We start from the raw sequence: 17,835 nt of genomic DNA on the forward strand, positions 1-17,835 counted from the left end.
TCGGTCCGGGCTAGGGCGCGAGATAGCCGTGCAGGCCGGACTCCAGGAGATCGAATCCGGTGCGGGCGGCGGCCACCGCCTCGGGGTACGCCTCCTCGGCGCTCTGCCCCAGGTAGATCCTGCGGGTGTTCTGCGTCTGCAGGGTGCGCAGGAGCGCGTACAGTTGCCCGGCCGCGAACGGCGCGTACGGGTCGCCGGGGCGCTCCTCCTCGATGGCGGCGGCGATGGCGGCCTCGGTCTGGACGTGCAGCATCAGCACCCGCGCGGCCAGCGAGGGCGTGTCGCGCACGAGCCGCAGCAGCGAGCGGTAGTAGGGGCTGTCGTCGAGGCCGGTCTCGGGGGCGTGGCGGGCCAGCCGGTCGAGGAAGTCGCGGCGGGCGCCCTCGACCAGCGACTCTCCCGGCCGCCTGCCGCGGACGAGCTGCGCGACGTCGCCGAAGTCCTCCTCCAGCGGGATGAGGACGATCGCCTCCTTGGTCGGGAAGTAGTTGAAGACCGTCATCTTGGACACGCCGGCCCGTTCGGCGATCTCCAGCACGGACACGCCGTCGAATCCGCGCTGGGCGAACAGCTCCATGGCGGCCAGGTGGATCGCCTGCCTGGTCTCCCGTTTCTTGCGCTCCCGCAACCCCTCACGCACGCTCCTCACCCTATCGAGTTTGACTCGGTATAAATTTTGACTCAGTCTAAACTCATGACGCAACGGCAGAGAGCGATCGCCATGCTGGGCGTGCTCGTCACGCTCGTCCTGGCCGTCCTCGACCAGAACATCGTCTCGACCGCCTCCTGGGCGATCGTCCGCGACCTCGACCCCGTCCACGGCCTGGAACGCCTGCCGTGGCTCGTCTCCGCGTACGCGCTGGCCGCCACCGCCGCGCTCCCCCTGTACGGCAAGCTGTGCGACGTCCACGGCGCCAAGCGCGTCTACCTGGGCGCGCTGGGCGCCTTCCTGGCCGGTTCCGCGCTGTGCGGCCTGGCGCAGGACATGGCTCAGCTGATCGCCGCCCGCTCCCTGCAGGGGCTCGGCGGCGGCGGCCTCATGAGCGTCACGCTCGTCGTGGCCGCCCACCTCACCCCGCCCAGGCAGCGCGCCGCAGCCGGCGGCGCGGGCGGCCTGCTCGCCGGGCTCGGCCTGGTCGCGGGGCCGCTGCTCGGCGGCGCCTTCACCGACCACGCCGGCTGGCGATGGATCTTCCTCGTCAACCTGCCCGCCGGGCTGCTCGTGCTCGTCTCCGCCGCCCTCGTCATCAGGCTGGACGACGGCGGGCGGCGGCCCCCCGACCGGCCCGGCATCGACTACCCGGGGGCGGCCCTGGTCGCCGCCGCGTCCGTGCTGCTGCTCCTCGTCGTGGAGTGGGGCGGCGGCACGTACGCCTGGGGCTCCCCCGTCATGCTGGGCCTCGTCGCGCTGGACGTCCTGCTGTTCGCCGCGTTCGCGGTCCGTCAGCTCACCGCCGCCGAACCGGTCATGCCGCTCACCCTGTTCCGCGACCCGACGCTGCGCGTGGCGCTGCCCCTGCAGTTCCTCACCGGGTTCGGCATGGCGGGCGGGCTGCTCTACACCGTCATCTACCTGCAGGCCGCGCTCGGGATCGCGGCCACCGAGTCGGGCCTGTACCTGGTGCCGATGGCGGCCGGCATGGTGCTCTCCGGCGCCGTCTCCGGCGTGCTCATCGCCCGGGGCGCGGCGCCGAAGCCGTTCCTCGTGGCGGGCACCGCCCTGATGGCGGGGGCGATGGCGCTGATGGGCCTGCTGCGGTCCGGCACCTCGCCCTGGACGCTCCGGCTCGATCTGCTCCTGCTGGGAGCGGGCCTCGGGCTGGTGCTCGGCATCGTGATCATGCTGGTGCAGAACGCGGCGCCGCCCGAGCGGCTGGGCGTCGCCACCACCGCCGTACGGTTCGTCCAGGTGCTCGGCTCGGCGCTCGGCACGGCCGTCTTCGGCGTCGTGCTCACCCGGGTGACCGAGGCCCGCCTGCCGCCCGGCGTGACGGCCGGCGACCTGAGCAGGGCGGGCGACCTGGCGCCCGGCCTGCGGCAGCGGCTGGTGGACGCCCTGGTGTCGGGCGTGGACGCCGTCTTCGTCACGGGCGCCGCGGTGATGGGCCTGGCGCTCCTGCTGGCCGTGCTGCTGCGCACCCCCGAGGCCGCCGCCGAACCGCCGCCGCCTGTGCGGGTGCCCGCCTGAGCCCGCCCCGGCTCAGGCCCGCGAGGCCGGGGCGACGGGCGGCGCGCCGTCAGGCGATGACGCGCAGCGCGCCCGGACGGATCTCGCAGGTGACCGGCACCGGGCCGACGCGTTCCCCGTCGGCGTACGCCACCGCGTCGCCCGCCTCCAGCCGGACGCTGCGCGCCCGCCGGATCGACACCGCCGGGTGCGCCGCGTGCGTCCCCCGGTACACGCTGGGGAACACCCGCAGGAACTCCGCCTTCGACACCACGTCCAGCATCATCACGTCGAGCAGCCCGTCGTCGGGGCTGGCGTCGGGGCACACCCGCATGCCGGCTCCGTACGAGCGGGTGTTGGCCACCGCCACGAGCATCGCCTCCCGCTCGATCACCTCGCCGCCGTCGAGGGTGACGCGGAACGGGATCGGGCGGAAGCGCCGCAGTTCCTCCACCAGGGCCACCAGGTACTTCGCCATGCCGGGCGGCCAGGTGAGCCGGTTGGCCCGTTCGTTCACGCGGGAGTCGAACCCGCAGGCCACCACCCCGGCGAACAGCTCCTCCGAGTCCCCCGCCCGCACCAGGGCCGCGTCGACGAGGCGGGAGCGCATGCGCAGGACGGTTCTGGCGGCGGCGAGAGGGTCCCCGCGCGGCACGCCGAGCGCGGAGGCGATGTCGTTGCCGGTGCCCATGGGGATGATGCCGAGCGGCACGTCGGTGCCCGCCACGGCCTGCACGGCCAGGTGGACGAGCCCGTCGCCGCCGAAGGCGACCAGCGCGTCGGGGCGTTCCGCCACAACGGCGCAGGCGCGCTCCAGCGCGTCGGCGGCGTCGTCGCCGATGACGACCGTCAGTTCGGCCCCGCCCGCGCGCAGGCGGCGGGCGACGGGTTCGAGCAGCGGCAGGGTGCGGCCGCCGCGGGCGGCCGGGTTCACGAGCAGGGCGAAGTGAGGGGGCACGCCCGGAACTTATCGCCTATCGCACGGATCGCCTATCGCTCCGGACCGGAATCCTCCTGCAGCGGCGACGCCTCGTCGTCGGACAGGTGGGAGAAGTCCTCGCCCGCCGGCGCCCTGCGTTCCCTGAGGAACATGAACAGCTCGGCCGCGAAGTACAGGATGATCATCGGCATGGCCAGCGCCATCATGGTGATCGGGTCGCCGCCGGGCGTGATGACCGCGCCGAACACGAACATCAGGAAGACGACCGTGCGGCGGTGTTTCTTGACCGTGGCGTGCGACAGCACGCCGACCACGTTGAGGAACACCAGCAGCAGGGGCAGCTCGAACGACACACCGAAGATCACCAGCATGATGAGCACGTAGCTGACGTACTCGTCGATCTGGATCACGGCCACGGTGTCGCTCGGCGCGAACCCCAGCAGGATGGCCAGGCTGGTGTCCATGATGTAGTACGCCAGCAGGGCGCCGATCAGGAACAGGGGGATCGCGATCGCGAGGAAGGCGACCGAGTAGCGCTTCTCGTTGCGGTAGAGCGCGGGGGTGACGAACGCCCAGATCTGGTACAGCCAGACGGGCGACGACACGACCACGCCGACCAGAGCGGAGACCTTCAGGGTCAGGAAGAAGGACTGGAAGATGCCGCCGTAGGTCAGCGTGCACTCACCCGAGCGGAGCTGGTGGGCCTGCGGCGTGGCGCAGAACGGCTCCTTGATGAAGGACCACACCGGATCGAAGAAGATCCAGCCGATGATGATGCCCACGACCACCGCGATCGTCGCGATGAGCAGCCTGTTGCGAAGCTCGCGCAGGTGCTCCATGAGGGGCATGCGGCCCTCGGGATCGCGGTCCTGGCTCGACCGTTTGAGCAGCGCCATCTAGTAGTCCAGTCCGGTGACGTGAGGCGGGGGATCAGGCGCGCTTGTCGCTCTGACCGGCGGCGGCGCGCAGCTTGGCGGCCTGCTCCTCGAGCTGGCGGGCCTGCTCCTCCAGGGACACCGCGGGCGCGGCGGGCTGGATCTGCGGCTGCGCCACGGGCTGGGGCTGCGGCTGCGCCTGGGGCTGGGCCACGGGCTGCGCCTGGGCCTGAACGACCGGCGCGTCGTCGTCATCGTCACGCAGCTTGGCGGTCTCCGACTTGAAGATGCGCAGCGACCGGCCGACGCCGCGGGCCATCTCCGGAAGCTTCTTCGCGCCGAACAGCAGGACGAGCACGCCTGCGATGATCAGAAGTTCGGGGACTCCGAGTTGCGACATGGAACGTCCTTCGTGAGCGAGTGCCTCTGTCAGGCACGATGGTACGCCGCCAGGGGTCCGGTCTCATCCCCCTAGGGTGACGAATCAGTCGTTCGCAGCTTAAGTCTGGCTTGCGCCGCGGCGACTTCCTTCCTCAGGGTACGTGCCGCGGCGACGACCCGGACACCCGCGACGGCCAGCACGGCCAGCCCGGCCACCCCCAGGGCGACGGACACCAGGATCCACGTCATGACTGGTGAGCGTACAGCGCGAGGGCCCGCTCGGCCTCCCCGCGCACGGTCTCGGCCATCGCGGGCGGCGCGACGACCCTGCCGGTCTCGCCCAGGCGCAGCGCCAGCTTGACGATCCAGTCCTCGTCGCGGGCGCGCAGCGCCACCCGCAGGCGCCCCTCGCCCAGCTCGGTGACGCGCTCGCACGGGTAGTACTCGGCCACCCAGCGGCCCGCGGGCGTGACCTCCAGCTCGACCAGCTCGTCGGTGGGCGAGGGACGGAAGACCCCCTGGGTGACGTCGATCGGCTCGGCCTCGGCGGGCGGGTCTGCGGGCACGTCCAGGACGTCCACGCCGAGCACCCTGTCGAGCCTGAACAGCCGCATCGCCTCGGCCCTGTAACACCACCCCTCCAGGTAGGTGCGGCCGTCGACCACGACCACGCGCATCGGGTCGACCTCGCGCGGCGTCACCTCGTCGCGTCCGGGCACGTAGTACCGCAGCGACAGCCTGCGCCGCCGGGTCAGCGCGTCGCGCACCCGCGGCAGCGCGTCGGGGGCGGCGTCGACGTCCACGGCGACCTGGCTGCTCACCGCGGCGGCGGCCTCGCCCGCGGCCCGCTCCAGCTTCGCCATGACGCGCGGCAGCGCGTCGCCCGGCACCTCGGCCAGCTCGGGCGTGGCGGCCAGGGTGCGCAGCGCGACCAGCAGGGCGCTGGCCTCGTCGATGCCGAGCCGCAGCGGCCTGGCGATCGTGTCGGCGTTGTCGATGATGATCTCGCCGCCGTCCCAGGAGACGTCGATGAGGTCGCCGGGGGTGTGGCCGGGCAGCCCGCACATCCACACGAGCTGCAGGTCGTCGATGAGCTGCTTCTCGGTGAGCCCGAACACCTCGGCCACCTCGCCGACCTGCGCCCCCGGGTGGGACATCAGGTACGGCACCAGCGCGAGCAGCCTGGGCAGGCGGTCGGCGGACCCGCTCATGACAGCGCCCCCTTCAGTCGGCGGATCACGGCGTCGCGGGCGTCGGGCGGCTCGACCACCTCGACGTCGGCGCCGAGGCTGGCCATCCAGCCGGCCAGCCGTTCGGAGTCGGTGAAGGCCAGTTCGGCCTCGTCCCAGCCGTCGCGCCCCTCGCGGACGGCCCCGGCGAGCTGGCGCAGGCCCTGGCAGGCGCCGCGGCGCACCCGGATCAGCGCCACCCGCTCCTCGGCGGGCTCCTCGGGGAAGCCCACCATCTCCCGCAGGTCCACCCCGCCCGGCACCCGCACCACCCCGGGCCTGCCCACCGGGGTGACGGGCCCGGCGACGCGGCTCAGGCGGAACGCGCGCGGCGCCTCGCGGTCGCGGTCGTACCCGGCGAGGTACCAGCGGCCCCGGCGGGAGACCACGCCCCAGGGCTCCACCGTGCGCGTGCGGACGCTCTCGCTGCCCGCGCCCCGGTAGTCGAAGCGGACGACCCGCCGGTCGCGCACGGCGTCCCACAGGGCCGGGAAGGCCGGGTCACGGGTGTCGACGCGCAGCTCCAGCGCGCCCGCCCCGACCGGCTCGTCGGTGTCGACCCCGCCCGCGCGCAGCTTCAGCAGCGCGCCCGACGCGGCCTCGGCCAGGCTCGCCCGCTGCCACACCTGCGCCGCCAGGCCGAGCACGGCGGCCTCGTCGGCCTCCAGCGTGATCTCCGGCAGCTCGTACGACTCCCGCTCGATCCGGTAGCCGGGCTCGTCCTCCCACGGGTCGCGGACGACGTCGATGGGGATGCCCAGCTCGCGCAGCTCGTTCTTGTCGCGCTCGAACATGCGCTGGAACGCCTCGTCGCCGTCGCGGTCGTAGCCGGGGACGGCCTGGCGGATCTGCTCGGCCGACAGCGGGCGCCGGGTGGCGAGCAGGCAGATCACCAGATTGAGCAGCCGTTCGGTCTTCCGGCGCGACATCTGCCTCACTCCTCCTTCAGCGACGCTACCCTGCCCCCGTGATCAGATGGCGCAAGGGCGAGGTTCTACGGATCCGACGCGAGTGGACGGGAGCGGTGGAGCTGGACGTCGCCGTCCCCGAGGGTGAGTGCCGGGCGCTGGCGTACCCGCTGTTGGTGGGCCGCCCGGAACCCGGTGACGAGGTGCTGCTCAACACGACCGCGCTCGCGATGGGTCTCGGTACGGGAGGTTACGCCATGGTGGTGGCCGTCCCGAACCGTTTGCCGGAAGATCCACACGGTCCGGGCCATCTGGTGAAGGCCCGCTACACGCCGTTGCAGGCCACGGTGCTGGGCGCGGACGAGCAGGACTCCCCCCACCACGAGGTCCTGCGCGAGGCCGACTCGCTCGACGGCATGCCCGTGGTGGTGGCCGACCTGCACTCGGCGCTGCCGCCGATCCTGTGCGGCCTGTACGCCTCCAGGCCCGGCACGAGGGTGGCGTACGTGATGCTCGACGGCGGGGCGCTGCCCGCCTGGTTCTCGATGGCGGCGGCCACGCTGCGCGAGATCGGCTGGCTGGCCGGGGTGGTGACGGTCGGCCAGGCGTTCGGCGGCGACGTGGAGGCGGTGACCACGCACACGGGCCTGCTGGCCGCCAGGCACGTCCTGGGGGCCGAGGTGGCCGTCGTGGCCCAGGGGCCGGGGAACCTGGGCACGGGCACGCGCTGGGGCTTCTCCGGCGTGTCGGCGGGCGAGGCGGTCAACGCGGCCGCCGTGCTGCGCGGGCGCCCGGTGGCGGCGCTGCGGGTCAGCGAGGGCGACGGCCGTGAGCGGCACCTCGGGGTGTCGCACCACTCGCTGACCGCCTACGGCCGGGTGGCGCTCGCCCCCGCCGACGTGGCGGTGCCGATGCTGCCGGGCGAGTTCGGCGAGCGGGTGCGCGACCAGTCCGAGCTGCTCGCGGTGCGTCACCGGCTGGTGCCGGTGACGCTCGACGGCCTGCACGAGGCGCTGCGCGCGGCGCCGGTGCGGCTGTCGACCATGGGCAGGGGCCTGGAGGAGGACCTCGCCTACTTCCTGACGTCGGCGGCTGCCGGCAGGCTGGCCGCCTCGCTGCTGTCGTAGGGGTCCCTGAACGTGAACGCCTCGGGGCCGGGACCATCGGCCTTGAGGCGTCCGAGCCGTTCCATCCCCTCGGCCAGGGTCGGGATCACCCCTTCGGGGATCCACCACATGACCGTGGTCGGCTCCGCCATGCGCAGGAACCACTCCCTGCGGCGGCGCAGCACCGGCAGGTGCTCGCTGCGGTAGGTGAAGTTCCACAGGCTCTCGACGGAGTCCCAGACGGAGAAGTTGAGCAGCAGGTGGTCGCCGTAGCCGTGGCTGAGGGTGAGGGTGGGGTCGTCGTCGCTCTCCTTCAGCCGCCAGACGAAGCCGGGCGCCCGGTCGGCGACGGCGTTGACGGGCTCCAGCAGGGCGACGAACTCGGCGAGCTCGGCGGAGTCGATGGGGGCGCGCAGGTGCGCGACGTTGAGCTGGGCGAGATGCATGGGAGTCAGCACACCACCCTCGCCACTTCTATGTCAATCTCCATTTGTTTTAGAAAGCGCCACGCAGCACTCCCCCGGCCGCGGATCCAGCCGCGCCCGCCCAGGGTCGTCGCCGAGACCGCCCAGCAGCCCCTGGCACAGCGCCAGGTTCATCGAGCACACCAGCAGCGGCTGCTCCTCCGCCAGGACGTGGAACGGGCAGTTGCGCAGCCGCAGCGCCCCACCCTCCTCGTACGGCTCGTACCCCCGGGCCCCGAGCACCCGCTCGACCGGCTCGCCCGCGTACGCCCGCGCCAGGCGCTCACCCGCCCGCCTGGCCGCCGCCTCCGCCTGCTCCTCCGCGCCGAGCTCCTCCACCACGTCGGCCAGCACCGACGCGAGCGCCGGGTAGTCGCGCGGCGGCAGGCTCACCGACCGCTCGCCCCGTGACCTGCGGTAGACCTTGGCCGGACGGCCGCTGCCCGGCCCCTTCCTCTCCTGCGGGCGGAAGCCGCTCTCCAGCAGCCCCGCCTCCACCAGCCGGTCGAGATGGTGCCCGGCGAGCGTCCTCGACACGCCCGCGGCCTCGGCCGCCTCGCCCCTGCCCACGTCGCCGCCGCTCGCGGCCACCGCCTCGTACAGGCTGCGGCGCACCGGGTCGTGGAGCAGGGCGAGCGCGTCGAGGTCGTCCAGGCCGCTGCCGGCGCCGGCAGGAGTCGTCACAGGCGGAGTCTCGGTCACAGGCGGAGTCTACGGAAGCGTGAGCCCGCAGGAAGCCGCCCAGAGCTCCCCAGGGCCGCCTGAGGGCCGCTCAGTACGCGCCCAGCACGTCCGCCACCACCACCAGGGTGTCGGACCCCGTGACGCCCAGCCGGGCGTCGCCCGCCGCGCCGTACCCGTACGCCGGCGGCACCACCATCAGCACCCGGCTGCCCACCGGGACCCCGGACAGCGCCCGCTCCCACGCCCTGACCACGCCGCCCTCACCGATCCTGAACGCCTCCGGCCTGCCGGAGGACCAGGTGCCGCCGACGACCGCGCGCCGGCCCCACACCACGGTCTCGTACTGGACGACGACGAGCTGCCCCGCCGCCACGGGACGGCCCGCGCCCCGCGACAGCACCCGGGCGGCGAACCGCGCGGGCGGCCCGCCCCTCGGCACCGTGAGCACGGGCCGCGCCCCTCCGGTGACCCGCACGCCCGCCAGCGACCCGGCCGGCCCGCCGGCGGAGGCCCCCTTGGGGTGCACGGCGAGGACGTCCACGACGTAGAGCAGCGTCTCGTCCCGCCCCACGCCGTCGGGCGGACGGGCGCCGAAGCCGTCGCCCGGCGGGATCACGGCCACCACCCTGCTGCCCGCCGCCCGGCCCTCCAGGGCGCGGTCCAGGCCGGGCAGGAGGGCGCCCAGGGGGAACGCCGCCGGAGCGCCCCTGGTGAAGGTGGAGCCGACCAGGCGGTTGCCCGCGCCGTCCCAGACGTGCGCGGTGTACTGCACGATCGCCACGTCGCCCCTGCGCAGCCGGGGGCCGTGCCCGGCGGCGGGCTCGTCCGCCCGGAAGGACGCCGGGGGCCCGCCGTCGGGGAAGACGACCGACGGCCTGGCGCCGAACGGGCCGCCCACCCGCGGCGCCTCCTCCCCCGCCGCGCCCGTGCAGCCCGACAGCAGCAGCGCCGACAGCAGCGCCAGCGACGGCAGCGCGAGGGCAAGGCGGCGCATCGGGCCCCTTCCACTGGTCCCTTCCACTGGTCCCCTTCACGGCGAACGGGCCCCGGCGCGCCGCGCGAAGGCGGCGCGCCGGGACCCGCGATGCTACCGCCCCGCCGGGCGCGCGATCGGCGTGACCGGCGTGATCAGGACGCGGCCAGGACGTCCACCACGAACACCAGCGTGCTGTTGGCCGGGATCTTCTCCTGCGCCTTGTCGCCGTAGCCCAGGTCCGGCGGGATGCTCAGCACGACCCGGCTGCCGACCGGCACCCCGGCCAGGCCCTTCTGCCAGCCCTGGATGACCTGGCCCAGCGGGAACTCGGCCGGCTGGCCGCGGCCCCAGCTCGAGTCGAACTCGGAGTCGGTGCCCCAGACCTTGCCCGTGTAGTGGACGGTCAGCGTCTGGTTCGGCTGCACCTTCTCGCCGGTGCCCTCGATGACCGTCTTGACGACGAGCTCCTTCGGCGGCTTCAGGTCCGTCTTCGTCGTGAGCGTCGGCGCCTTGTCACCGCCCGGGTTCGTCACCTCGACGCCCTTGATGCTCTCCTTGGTCTCCTTGCCCGTGGCCGCCGCCAGCGGCTTGGGACGGGCGCCCACCACGTCCAGCACGAACACCTTCGTCGGCTCGGCCGGCTGCGACTGCTGCACGCCGCCCGCCGCGTCGTTCGCCAGGACCGCGAGCAGCCTGCCGCCGTGCTTCACCTTCGTGAAGCCCTCCTGCAGCACCTTCGGGATCTGCGTGTCGACCGGGATCGTCTCCGGCTGCTTGGTGTCGTACGACGAGCCCTGCTCGGCGTTGCCCTTGCCGTCCCAGTTCCAGACGGTCAGGTTGACGATCAGCTTGTCGCCCGCCTGGACGGCGGGGCCGGTGCCCTCGTCCACCACGCGGTACGACGACGTGGTGGCGGGCGAGCCCGACGGGAAGGTCACCTTGGGCTTGGCCCCCTGGTTCCCGGTGACCTGGAAGGCCGCGGCGGAGCCGCCCGCGGCGGCCTCCTTCCCGCCGGACGCCCCGGCGTCGGAGTCGCCGCACGCGGCGGCGAAGAACATCAGAGGCACGGCGGCCATGACGGCCAGAGCGCGGCGCATGTACGTATTCCTCGGAACAGACGGCAGATTCGCGTCACCCTACCTGACTCCTCGGTAGGGCCGAGGTAAACAGCGCGCCTACATCCCGGCGATCAACTTGTCCACCCGCTCGTCCACGCTGCGGAACGGGTCCTTGCACAGCACCGTGCGCTGCGCCTGGTCGTTCAGCTTGAGATGCACCCAGTCGACCGTGAAGTCGCGGCGCTTCTCCTGCGCCTTGCGGATGAACTCGCCGCGCAGCCGCGCCCGCGTGGTCTGCGGCGGCACCGACTTGGCCTCGAAGATCTTCAGGTCGGACGCCACGCGCTCCACCGAGCCGCGCTTCTGCAGCAGGTAGTACAGGCCCCGCTTGCGGTGCACGTCGTGGTAGGCCAGGTCGAGCTGGGCCACGCGCGGCGACGACAGCGGCAGGTCGTACTTCTTCCTGTACCGCTCGATCAGCTGGTACTTCGTCACCCAGTCGATCTCGCGCGAGACCAGGTCGAGGTCGCCCGTGTCGACGGCGCGCAGCGTGCGCTCCCACAGCTCCAGCACGCGGTCGGTGATCGGGTCGCCGCCGCGCCTGTCGACGAAGTCCTTCGCCTTCGACAGGTACTCCTGCTGGATCTCCAGGCTCGACGCCTCGCGGCCGTTGGCCAGACGCACCCGCCGCCGCCCGGTCATGTCGTGCGACACCTCGCGGATCGCCCTGATCGGGTTCTCCAGCGACAGGTCGCGCATGACCGTGCCCGCCTCGATCATCCGCAGCACCAGGTCGGTGGCGCCGACCTTGAGCAGCATCGTCGTCTCGCTCATGTTCGAGTCGCCGACGATGACGTGCAGGCGCCGGAACCGCTCGGCGTCGGCGTGCGGCTCGTCCCTCGTGTTGATGATCGGCCTGGACCTGGTCGTGGCCGACGAGACGCCCTCCCAGATGTGCTCGGCCCGCTGCGAGACGCAGTAGACCGCGCCGCGCGGCGTCTGCAGCACCTTGCCGGCGCCGCACACGATCTGCCGCGTCACCAGGAACGGGATGAGCACGTCCGCCAGCCGCCCGAACTCGCCGTGCCGCCCCACGAGGTAGTTCTCGTGGCAGCCGTACGAGTTGCCGGCGGAGTCGGTGTTGTTCTTGAACAGGTAGATGTCACCCGCGATGCCCTCCTCGCGCAGCCGTTTCTCGGCGTCGACGAGGAGGCCCTCGAGGATGCGCTCGCCCGCCTTGTCGTGGGTGACGAGCTCGATGACGTTGTCACATTCGGGGGTTGCGTATTCAGGATGGCTGCCCACGTCGAGGTAGAGACGCGCGCCGTTGCGGAGGAAGACGTTGCTCGATCGGCCCCAGGACACGACCCGCCGGAACAGGTACCGCGCGACCTCGTCCGGGGACAGCCTGCGCTGGCCCCGGAACGTGCACGTCACGCCGTACTCGTTCTCCAGCCCGAAGATGCGACGATCCATCACCTCACACTATGCCCACGGATCGGCCGGCGGGAGAGATCTCCCGAGTGTTTTCCCGCGGCGCGTCGCCGGGTCAGGGCGTGTAGATCTCCTGAACCTTCACGATCTTCCCCTTGTAGACCGTGATGAGCGACGGCATGCGCATCTTGGCGTGCCGCTTGATCAGCACCGACCTGGCGCAGCGCTTGGCGCCGAGCCCCGTGTTCCTGTCGACCGTCATGCTCCCCATGGTCTTGCAGCCGAACGCCGACAGGAACACGACGTCCTTCGCGATCGGCGAGGCGTAGGCCATCGCGTCGCCCTCGGCCGGGCCCACGAATTGGCCCTCGGTCACGGTGCCCTTCTTCCACTTGATCGGCACGTACTCGGCGGTGCCGCCGCGCACGGTGGTGATCCAGCCGCGCAGGATGCCGTCGCGGCGCGAGTGGATGCCCTTGGTGAAGTCGTGGCCGGGGTCGGGCTGGAACGTCGTCCCGAAGGTCTTCGGCGGCTTGAAGTCGGGGATCGCGGAGCCGGCGGCGCCGGTCAGGGCCGCCGCGCCCGAGGTGGAGGCCGTGGCGGCCGTGGCGGCCTGGGCCGCCGCGCCGGAGGTCAGGATCACGGCCCCGGCGGCGCCCGCCGCGAGGAGCCCGCGCATCGAAGTCATCACGCACACTGAGATCCCCGGCCCCCGGGCCGGGTTCACGGGCACGCCAGTGATACAGCTCACATTCCGCCCGCCGTCCGGACCTCGCGCCCGGGGAGTGTCACCGGTCCAGCAGGCCCACGCGCCGTCCGGGACTCGCCCCCGGGGAGCGTCACCGCTCCGGCAGGCCTAGGCGCAGTGGGCCCACGCGCCGTCCGGCGTGCCGCCCCGGACCAGGGGGCCGGAGCCGACCCTGACCGCCCCGGCGAAGCGGACGCACAGGCCGTCGGCGGGGGCGTACACCGGGCCCGCGAACCACTTGTACTTCTCGCTGCCGTCGGCCACCGCGGTGTCGCCGCGGCCGTAGGCCCTGTCGCGGTTCCTGTCCACGAACAGCTCGACGTACAGGTACTTGGTCCTGCCGACGTACGTGCCGCTCACCCGGGCGATGGCGCACTTCCTGTGCGCGGTGGGGCTCTGGTAGAGCGTCACGGTGCCGTACGACGCGCCGTCCTTCGCCCCCGCCTTCAGCGGGTGGACGGCCACCTTCCGGTACGACTGCCCGCAGGAGCCCTGGGGGAAGGCCTGCGCGGGCGTGGCGGACACCGCGGCCAGCACGGCCGCGCCGGCCACCCCGGCCACGCCCGCGACCCAACGCCTGATCGTCACGATTCCAGCCTCACTGTCGGGGGAACGGCGGGGAACGCCAAGGGGAACCCCGCGGGGGAACCGCGCGGGGGGGGAGCGGCGGCATCCGCCCGGTGCGCGCCTCCCCCGCTGCCCGAGGGGGGAGCCGCACACGCGGGCGGCCGGCGCCCGAGACCGCGCCGAAGCGGGTCAGAGCGGGTCAGGGCGGATCAGAGCGGGGAGGAGCCGTCGTCGACGTCGCCTTCCGGGCCGGTGGGGGGCGGCGTGTCGGACGGGCCGGCGGAGAGCGGGGTCTCGGACGCGGGCGGCTCCTCCCGCGGCGTCTCCGGCTCGGCCGCGGGCTTGGCGGCGCCCGCGAGCAGCCGCTCCAGGCGGGCCCCCGTCAGGCGCTGGAACTTGCGGTGCTCGCGCTTGCGGTCGAGCACCGCGACCTCCAGCTGAGCCACGGGCGGACGCTCGCCGCCCGGCTCGGTGAGCGCGGTCAGCGCCACCTCCAGGGCCTCGGCCAGCGTCATCGACTCGCGGTAGTGCTCCTTGAGCCGCCCCGCGACCGCCTCGGCCTGGCCGCCCATGGCGGCGAAGCCGTGCTCGTCGAAGACGGAGCCGTCGAAGGTCAGCCGGTAGATCGCGTCGCCCTCGCGGGTGTCGCCCACCTCGGCGACCACGACCTCCACCTCCAGCGACTTGATCGACTCGGTGAAGATGCGGCCCAGGTTGGAGGCGTACAGGTTGGCGAGCCCGCGGCCGGTGACGTCGGAGCGGTCGTAGGTGTAGCCGTTGATGTCGGCGTAGCGGATGCCCGCGAGCCTGAGCTCCTCGAACTCGTTGTAGCGCCCGACCGCCGCGAACCCGATGCGGTCGTAGATCTCGCTGATCTTGTGCAGCGCCCTGGACGGGTTGGGCGCGACGAACAGGATGCCGTCGACGTACTGCAGCACGACCACCGACCGGCCCCGCGCGATGCCCTTGCGCGCGTAGTCGGCCTTGTCCCGCATGATCTGCTCAGGGGACGCATATCCAAAAGGCATGGACACCGGTAGAGGTCCTTTCTAGCGCAGCGGGGCGATGGGGCCGTCGGGCGAGATCATCCGGGCCTCGAGCATGCGCTCGACGTAGCCGGAGACCTCCTCGTCGGTCAGTCGGCGGAAGCCGTCGGCGTCGATCACCCCCACGATCGGCCAGATCCTCCTGGTGACGTCGGGGCCGCCGGTCGCGGAGTCGTCGTCGGCCGCGTCGTAGAGCGCCTGGATGAGCGTCATCACCATGTCGTCGGCCGAGGCGCCCTCGCGGTAAAGCTTCTTGAGCGAGCCCCGCGCGAAGATCGAGCCGGAGCCGATCGCGTCGAACTTCTCCCGCTCGTACGGGCCGCCCGCCACGTCGTAGCTGAAGATGCGCCCTTCGTCCCTGTCGGGGTCGTACGCGGCGAACAGCGGCACCACCACCAGGCCCTGCATCGCCATCGCGAGGTTGCCCCGGATCATCGTGGCCAGCCGGTTGGCCTTGCCCTGCACCGACATGGTGCGGCCTTCCAGCTTCTCGTAGTGCTCCAGCTCCACGCGGTACAGGCGCGCGAACTCGATGCCGGTGCTCGCGGTGCCCGCGATGCCCATGCACGAGTAGTCGTCGGCACGGAACACCTTCTGCACGTCGCGCTGGGAGATGATGTTGCCCGAGGTGGCGCGCCGGTCACCCGCCATGACGACGCCGCCGGCGAAGGTGGCCGCCACGATCGTGGTCGCGTGCGGGACCTGGTCGCCGATCGGGGTGGCCAGAACCTCACTTCTGCGCGGCAGCAAATCCGGCGCGTACGAGCTGACGAACTCCGTGAACGAGGAGCTCCCGGTGTTCCGGAAAAGCTGGTCGACCAAGCCGGCGGGCAGATCCCTGTTCTGTGCCACGCGACCTCCAAACGTCAGTGTTTCCTAGGGCGACCCTACTCATGTTGCGTTGCTGTCTGCACTTCCCACGATCAGCTCACGGCGAACCGTTCCTCAGATCGTTTCTTTACGCACCCGAGAACCACCCGTCACCCCGCGCCCACCCCCGGCCGGGCCGGGCCGCGGGGCGCATACTGGACGGTGTGCCGGTCAGGGACTGGGTCCTGCACGTCGACCTCGACCAGTTCATCGCGGCGGTCGAGCTGCTGCGCCGTCCTGAGCTGCGCGGCAGGCCGGTGGTGGTCGGCGGCTCCGGCGACCCCTCGGCGCCCCGCACGGTGGCGGCCACGGCCACGTACGAGGCGCGCGAGCGCGGCGTGCACTCGGGGATGCCGCTGCGCACGGCGCTGCGCCGCTGCCCCGACGCGGTGTTCCTGCCGAGCGACCCGCCCGCCTACGAGGCGGCCTCGGCCCGGGTGATGGCGACGCTGCCCGAGTTCCCCGTGCTGGTGGAGGTGTGGGGCTGGGACGAGGCGTTCGTGGGCGCGACCACGGACGACCCCGAGCGGCTGGCGGCGGACATCCGGCGGGCGGTCATGGACAGCACGGGCCTGTCGTGCTCGGTCGGCATCGGCGACAACAAGCACCAGGCGAAACTGGCCTCGGGCCTCGCCAAGCCGGGCGGCGTCTTCCGCCTGACCGGGGAGACGTGGGCCGCCACGATGCACCACCGGCCCACCGACGCCCTGTGGGGCATCGGGCGCAGGACGGCGGCGAAGCTCGCCGCGATCGGACTGCGGACGGTCGGCGACCTCGCCGCCGCCGACCCCGAGGAGCTGGCGGCCCGGTTCGGGCGCACGAACGGGCCCTGGTACCGCTACCTGGCCCTCGGCCGCGGCGAGGCGGAGGTGTCGCCGGCGCCGTGGGTGGCGCGCGGCCACGGCCGCGAGACGACGTTCACCGAGGACGTGGCCGACCCGGACGAGATGCGCGGGCACGTCGCGGAGCTGGCGGCGCGGGTGGCCGGTGACGCGGCGGAGGCGGGCCGGCGGGTCGTCCGGGTGACGGTCAAGGTGAGGTTCGTCCCGTTCGACACCAGGACGCGGCAGTCCACCCTGCCCGCGGCCACGTCCGACCCGGCGGAGGTCGTCGCCACGGCACGCGCCCTCCTCGACCGCTTCGCCCTGGACCGCGCCGTCCGCCTGCTGGGCGTCGCCGTGGAGTACGCCCCGCCGGACGACACCCCACCCGGCGAAGGAGCATGAGAGCCGACCCACGCGGAAGGACGTTGGACTCAGCGGGAAAGCGGGAGGCGGACGGAGTCAGGACCCGGCATGGGCGTGAGGTCCCCCGGGTGGGCATGTCCGTCCGGGCCTGTGCGGGGCCGCCGTGGCTACGTGCACACCGGCGCGCGCCCCGCCGTGAACCGGCGACGGCGCGCGAGCGGCTGTCCACCCGCGCAGGCCTGTGCGCGCATGCGGGTGCGTTCCCGGCGGTCCGCCCGCGCCGGTGCGGGCGCGGGCGGCGGCCCGGTGTGCCAGACCCTGTGGGTCTGTGTTACTCGCCACCCTTCTGGACGTAGCTGCGCACGAACTCCTCGGCGTTCTCCTCGAGGACCTCGTCGATCTCGTCCAGGATGGAATCGACGTCGTCGGTCAGCTTCTCGTGGCGCTCCTGTACGTCGGGCGCCGTCGAGGCCTCGGTCTCCTCAACTTCGGCCTCACGCCGACCGGCCTGCTTCTGGCCGCCGGTGTCCTTGGTTGCCATGTCCTACCTCCGCGTGGGGGACTGCCTCTACGCATATCTTCCCCGAACGGGACGACATTTCGCGCTCGGCTCCTGCCGATCTTGCCGGGTTGACCAGATAGTGCCGCTATCCAATAATGGATGCCTCGTCCCCACAGGAGGTTGCGATGTCCCCCTCGTCCCTGGCCACGGCCGGTGTGGTTCTCGTCACAGTCCCGGGAGTGGCCTTCGGCGGCGTCACCCTGCTCAAGTTCCTCACCCGCGACGTGCCGGGGTACGCCGACAACCCGGTGCGCCGCGGGCTGTGGCGGGCGGGGCACGCGCACGCGGGCGTGCTCGTGCTGCTCGCCCTCGTGGCGATGATCTACGTGGACCAGGCCGCGCTGCCCGACGGGCTGAAGGCGCTCACCAGGACGCTCATCGTCGCCGCGCCGATCCTCATGCCGCTGGGGTTCTTCCTGTCGGTGGTGCGGCCGTCCGACACCAGGCCCAACCGGCTGATCCTGCTCACGACGGCCGGCGGCGCCTGCCTGGCGGCGGGCACACTCATGCTCGGCGTCGGCCTGCTCCTCGCGTGAGGCGTACCGCCCCGACCGTGCCAGGAGCCAGGGACGGCCCGGCGCGGGGCACGGCCCGCGGCGGACAGGGGCGGCCCGGCGGGGGCGGCCCTACCTG

At 72.8% G+C, this 17,835-nt stretch carries 21 protein-coding genes; 4 read left to right on the top strand and 17 right to left on the bottom strand.

Going from position 1 to position 17,835, the window contains the following annotated elements:
- Window positions 1-10: 10 nt before the first annotated feature.
- On the bottom strand, window positions 11-640 hold the full coding sequence (locus tag BMX74_RS18805) for a TetR/AcrR family transcriptional regulator (RefSeq protein WP_063791932.1): 630 nt from the start codon (window positions 638-640) through the stop codon (window positions 11-13).
- Between the two features lie 54 nt (window positions 641-694).
- Here BMX74_RS18805 and BMX74_RS18810 point away from each other — a divergent pair, with 54 nt between their 5' ends.
- Complete coding sequence (locus BMX74_RS18810) at window positions 695-2,188, top strand: MFS transporter (RefSeq protein WP_091101821.1); 1,494 nt, start codon at window positions 695-697, stop codon at window positions 2,186-2,188.
- Window positions 2,189-2,237: 49 nt separating this feature from the next.
- On the opposite strand, the gene BMX74_RS18815 is transcribed toward BMX74_RS18810, so the two are convergent.
- The 6 genes from BMX74_RS18815 to BMX74_RS18835 form a co-directional block, all read right to left on the bottom strand.
- Window positions 2,238-3,125 (bottom strand): YegS/Rv2252/BmrU family lipid kinase, encoded by an 888-nt coding sequence (locus BMX74_RS18815; protein WP_091101824.1) that lies wholly within the window; start codon window positions 3,123-3,125, stop codon window positions 2,238-2,240.
- A 32-nt stretch (window positions 3,126-3,157) separates the two neighbouring features.
- The gene (tatC, locus tag BMX74_RS18820; protein ID WP_055501052.1) at window positions 3,158-4,003 is read right to left on the bottom strand and encodes a twin-arginine translocase subunit TatC; all 846 of its coding nucleotides are present in this window, start codon (window positions 4,001-4,003) and stop codon (window positions 3,158-3,160) included.
- A gap of 34 nt (window positions 4,004-4,037) precedes the next feature.
- Window positions 4,038-4,382 (bottom strand): Sec-independent protein translocase subunit TatA, encoded by a 345-nt coding sequence (gene tatA / locus BMX74_RS18825; protein ID WP_055501051.1) that lies wholly within the window; start codon window positions 4,380-4,382, stop codon window positions 4,038-4,040.
- A gap of 71 nt (window positions 4,383-4,453) precedes the next feature.
- On the bottom strand, window positions 4,454-4,612 hold the full coding sequence (locus tag BMX74_RS44200; RefSeq protein WP_176573249.1) for a hypothetical protein: 159 nt from the start codon (window positions 4,610-4,612) through the stop codon (window positions 4,454-4,456).
- The gene (locus BMX74_RS18830) at window positions 4,609-5,574 is read right to left on the bottom strand and encodes a helix-turn-helix transcriptional regulator (RefSeq protein ID WP_055501050.1); all 966 of its coding nucleotides are present in this window, start codon (window positions 5,572-5,574) and stop codon (window positions 4,609-4,611) included. Before BMX74_RS18830 ends, BMX74_RS44200 begins: the two co-directional genes overlap by 4 nt.
- A complete protein-coding gene (locus BMX74_RS18835; protein WP_055501049.1) occupies window positions 5,571-6,521 on the bottom strand; it encodes a helix-turn-helix transcriptional regulator in 951 nt (316 codons plus the stop codon). Before BMX74_RS18835 ends, BMX74_RS18830 begins: the two co-directional genes overlap by 4 nt.
- 38 nt (window positions 6,522-6,559) lie before the next feature.
- On the opposite strand from BMX74_RS18835, the gene BMX74_RS18840 reads away from it, so the two are divergent.
- Window positions 6,560-7,627, top strand: a complete 1,068-nt coding sequence (locus BMX74_RS18840) for a DUF3866 family protein (protein WP_091101826.1) — start codon at window positions 6,560-6,562, stop codon at window positions 7,625-7,627.
- Here the strand turns inward: BMX74_RS18840 and BMX74_RS18845 are convergent.
- The 9 genes from BMX74_RS18845 to prcB all read right to left on the bottom strand — a co-directional run bounded on the left by BMX74_RS18845 (window position 7,573) and on the right by prcB (window position 15,435).
- A complete protein-coding gene (locus tag BMX74_RS18845; RefSeq protein WP_176573356.1) occupies window positions 7,573-8,061 on the bottom strand; it encodes a DUF3291 domain-containing protein in 489 nt (162 codons plus the stop codon). The genes BMX74_RS18840 and BMX74_RS18845 overlap by 55 nt on opposite strands.
- Before the next feature lie 24 nt (window positions 8,062-8,085).
- On the bottom strand, window positions 8,086-8,754 hold the full coding sequence (locus BMX74_RS18850; RefSeq protein ID WP_256257018.1) for a helix-turn-helix transcriptional regulator: 669 nt from the start codon (window positions 8,752-8,754) through the stop codon (window positions 8,086-8,088).
- Between the two features lie 88 nt (window positions 8,755-8,842).
- Complete coding sequence (locus BMX74_RS18855; RefSeq protein WP_091101830.1) at window positions 8,843-9,748, bottom strand: FKBP-type peptidyl-prolyl cis-trans isomerase; 906 nt, start codon at window positions 9,746-9,748, stop codon at window positions 8,843-8,845.
- 134 nt (window positions 9,749-9,882) lie between these two features.
- Window positions 9,883-10,827 (bottom strand): FKBP-type peptidyl-prolyl cis-trans isomerase, encoded by a 945-nt coding sequence (locus BMX74_RS18860; RefSeq protein ID WP_055501046.1) that lies wholly within the window; start codon window positions 10,825-10,827, stop codon window positions 9,883-9,885.
- A gap of 78 nt (window positions 10,828-10,905) precedes the next feature.
- A complete protein-coding gene (pafA, locus tag BMX74_RS18865; protein ID WP_055501045.1) occupies window positions 10,906-12,264 on the bottom strand; it encodes a Pup--protein ligase in 1,359 nt (452 codons plus the stop codon).
- Between the two features lie 73 nt (window positions 12,265-12,337).
- Window positions 12,338-12,910 (bottom strand): hypothetical protein, encoded by a 573-nt coding sequence (locus BMX74_RS18870; RefSeq protein WP_236714532.1) that lies wholly within the window; start codon window positions 12,908-12,910, stop codon window positions 12,338-12,340.
- Window positions 12,911-13,078: 168 nt separating this feature from the next.
- On the bottom strand, window positions 13,079-13,558 hold the full coding sequence (locus BMX74_RS18875; protein WP_091101832.1) for a hypothetical protein: 480 nt from the start codon (window positions 13,556-13,558) through the stop codon (window positions 13,079-13,081).
- A 188-nt stretch (window positions 13,559-13,746) separates the two neighbouring features.
- A complete protein-coding gene (gene prcA / locus BMX74_RS18880) occupies window positions 13,747-14,565 on the bottom strand; it encodes a proteasome subunit alpha (protein ID WP_082534937.1) in 819 nt (272 codons plus the stop codon).
- A gap of 21 nt (window positions 14,566-14,586) precedes the next feature.
- Window positions 14,587-15,435 (bottom strand): proteasome subunit beta, encoded by an 849-nt coding sequence (gene prcB / locus BMX74_RS18885; protein WP_082534565.1) that lies wholly within the window; start codon window positions 15,433-15,435, stop codon window positions 14,587-14,589.
- A 182-nt stretch (window positions 15,436-15,617) separates the two neighbouring features.
- Here prcB and BMX74_RS18890 point away from each other — a divergent pair, with 182 nt between their 5' ends.
- The gene (locus tag BMX74_RS18890) at window positions 15,618-16,679 is read left to right on the top strand and encodes a DNA polymerase IV (protein WP_177227424.1); all 1,062 of its coding nucleotides are present in this window, start codon (window positions 15,618-15,620) and stop codon (window positions 16,677-16,679) included.
- Window positions 16,680-16,971: 292 nt separating this feature from the next.
- On the opposite strand, the gene BMX74_RS18895 is transcribed toward BMX74_RS18890, so the two are convergent.
- Entirely contained in the window at window positions 16,972-17,181 is a 210-nt protein-coding gene (locus BMX74_RS18895; protein ID WP_055501040.1) for a ubiquitin-like protein Pup, read from the bottom strand.
- Between the two features lie 146 nt (window positions 17,182-17,327).
- Between BMX74_RS18895 and BMX74_RS18900 the strand changes: the two genes are divergently transcribed.
- The gene (locus BMX74_RS18900; RefSeq protein WP_091101837.1) at window positions 17,328-17,738 is read left to right on the top strand and encodes a hypothetical protein; all 411 of its coding nucleotides are present in this window, start codon (window positions 17,328-17,330) and stop codon (window positions 17,736-17,738) included.
- The last annotated feature ends 97 nt before the right edge of the window (window positions 17,739-17,835 follow it).

Origin of the sequence: Nonomuraea pusilla, assembly GCF_900109355.1 — a bacterium.
GTDB lineage: Bacteria > Actinomycetota > Actinomycetes > Streptosporangiales > Streptosporangiaceae > Nonomuraea > Nonomuraea pusilla.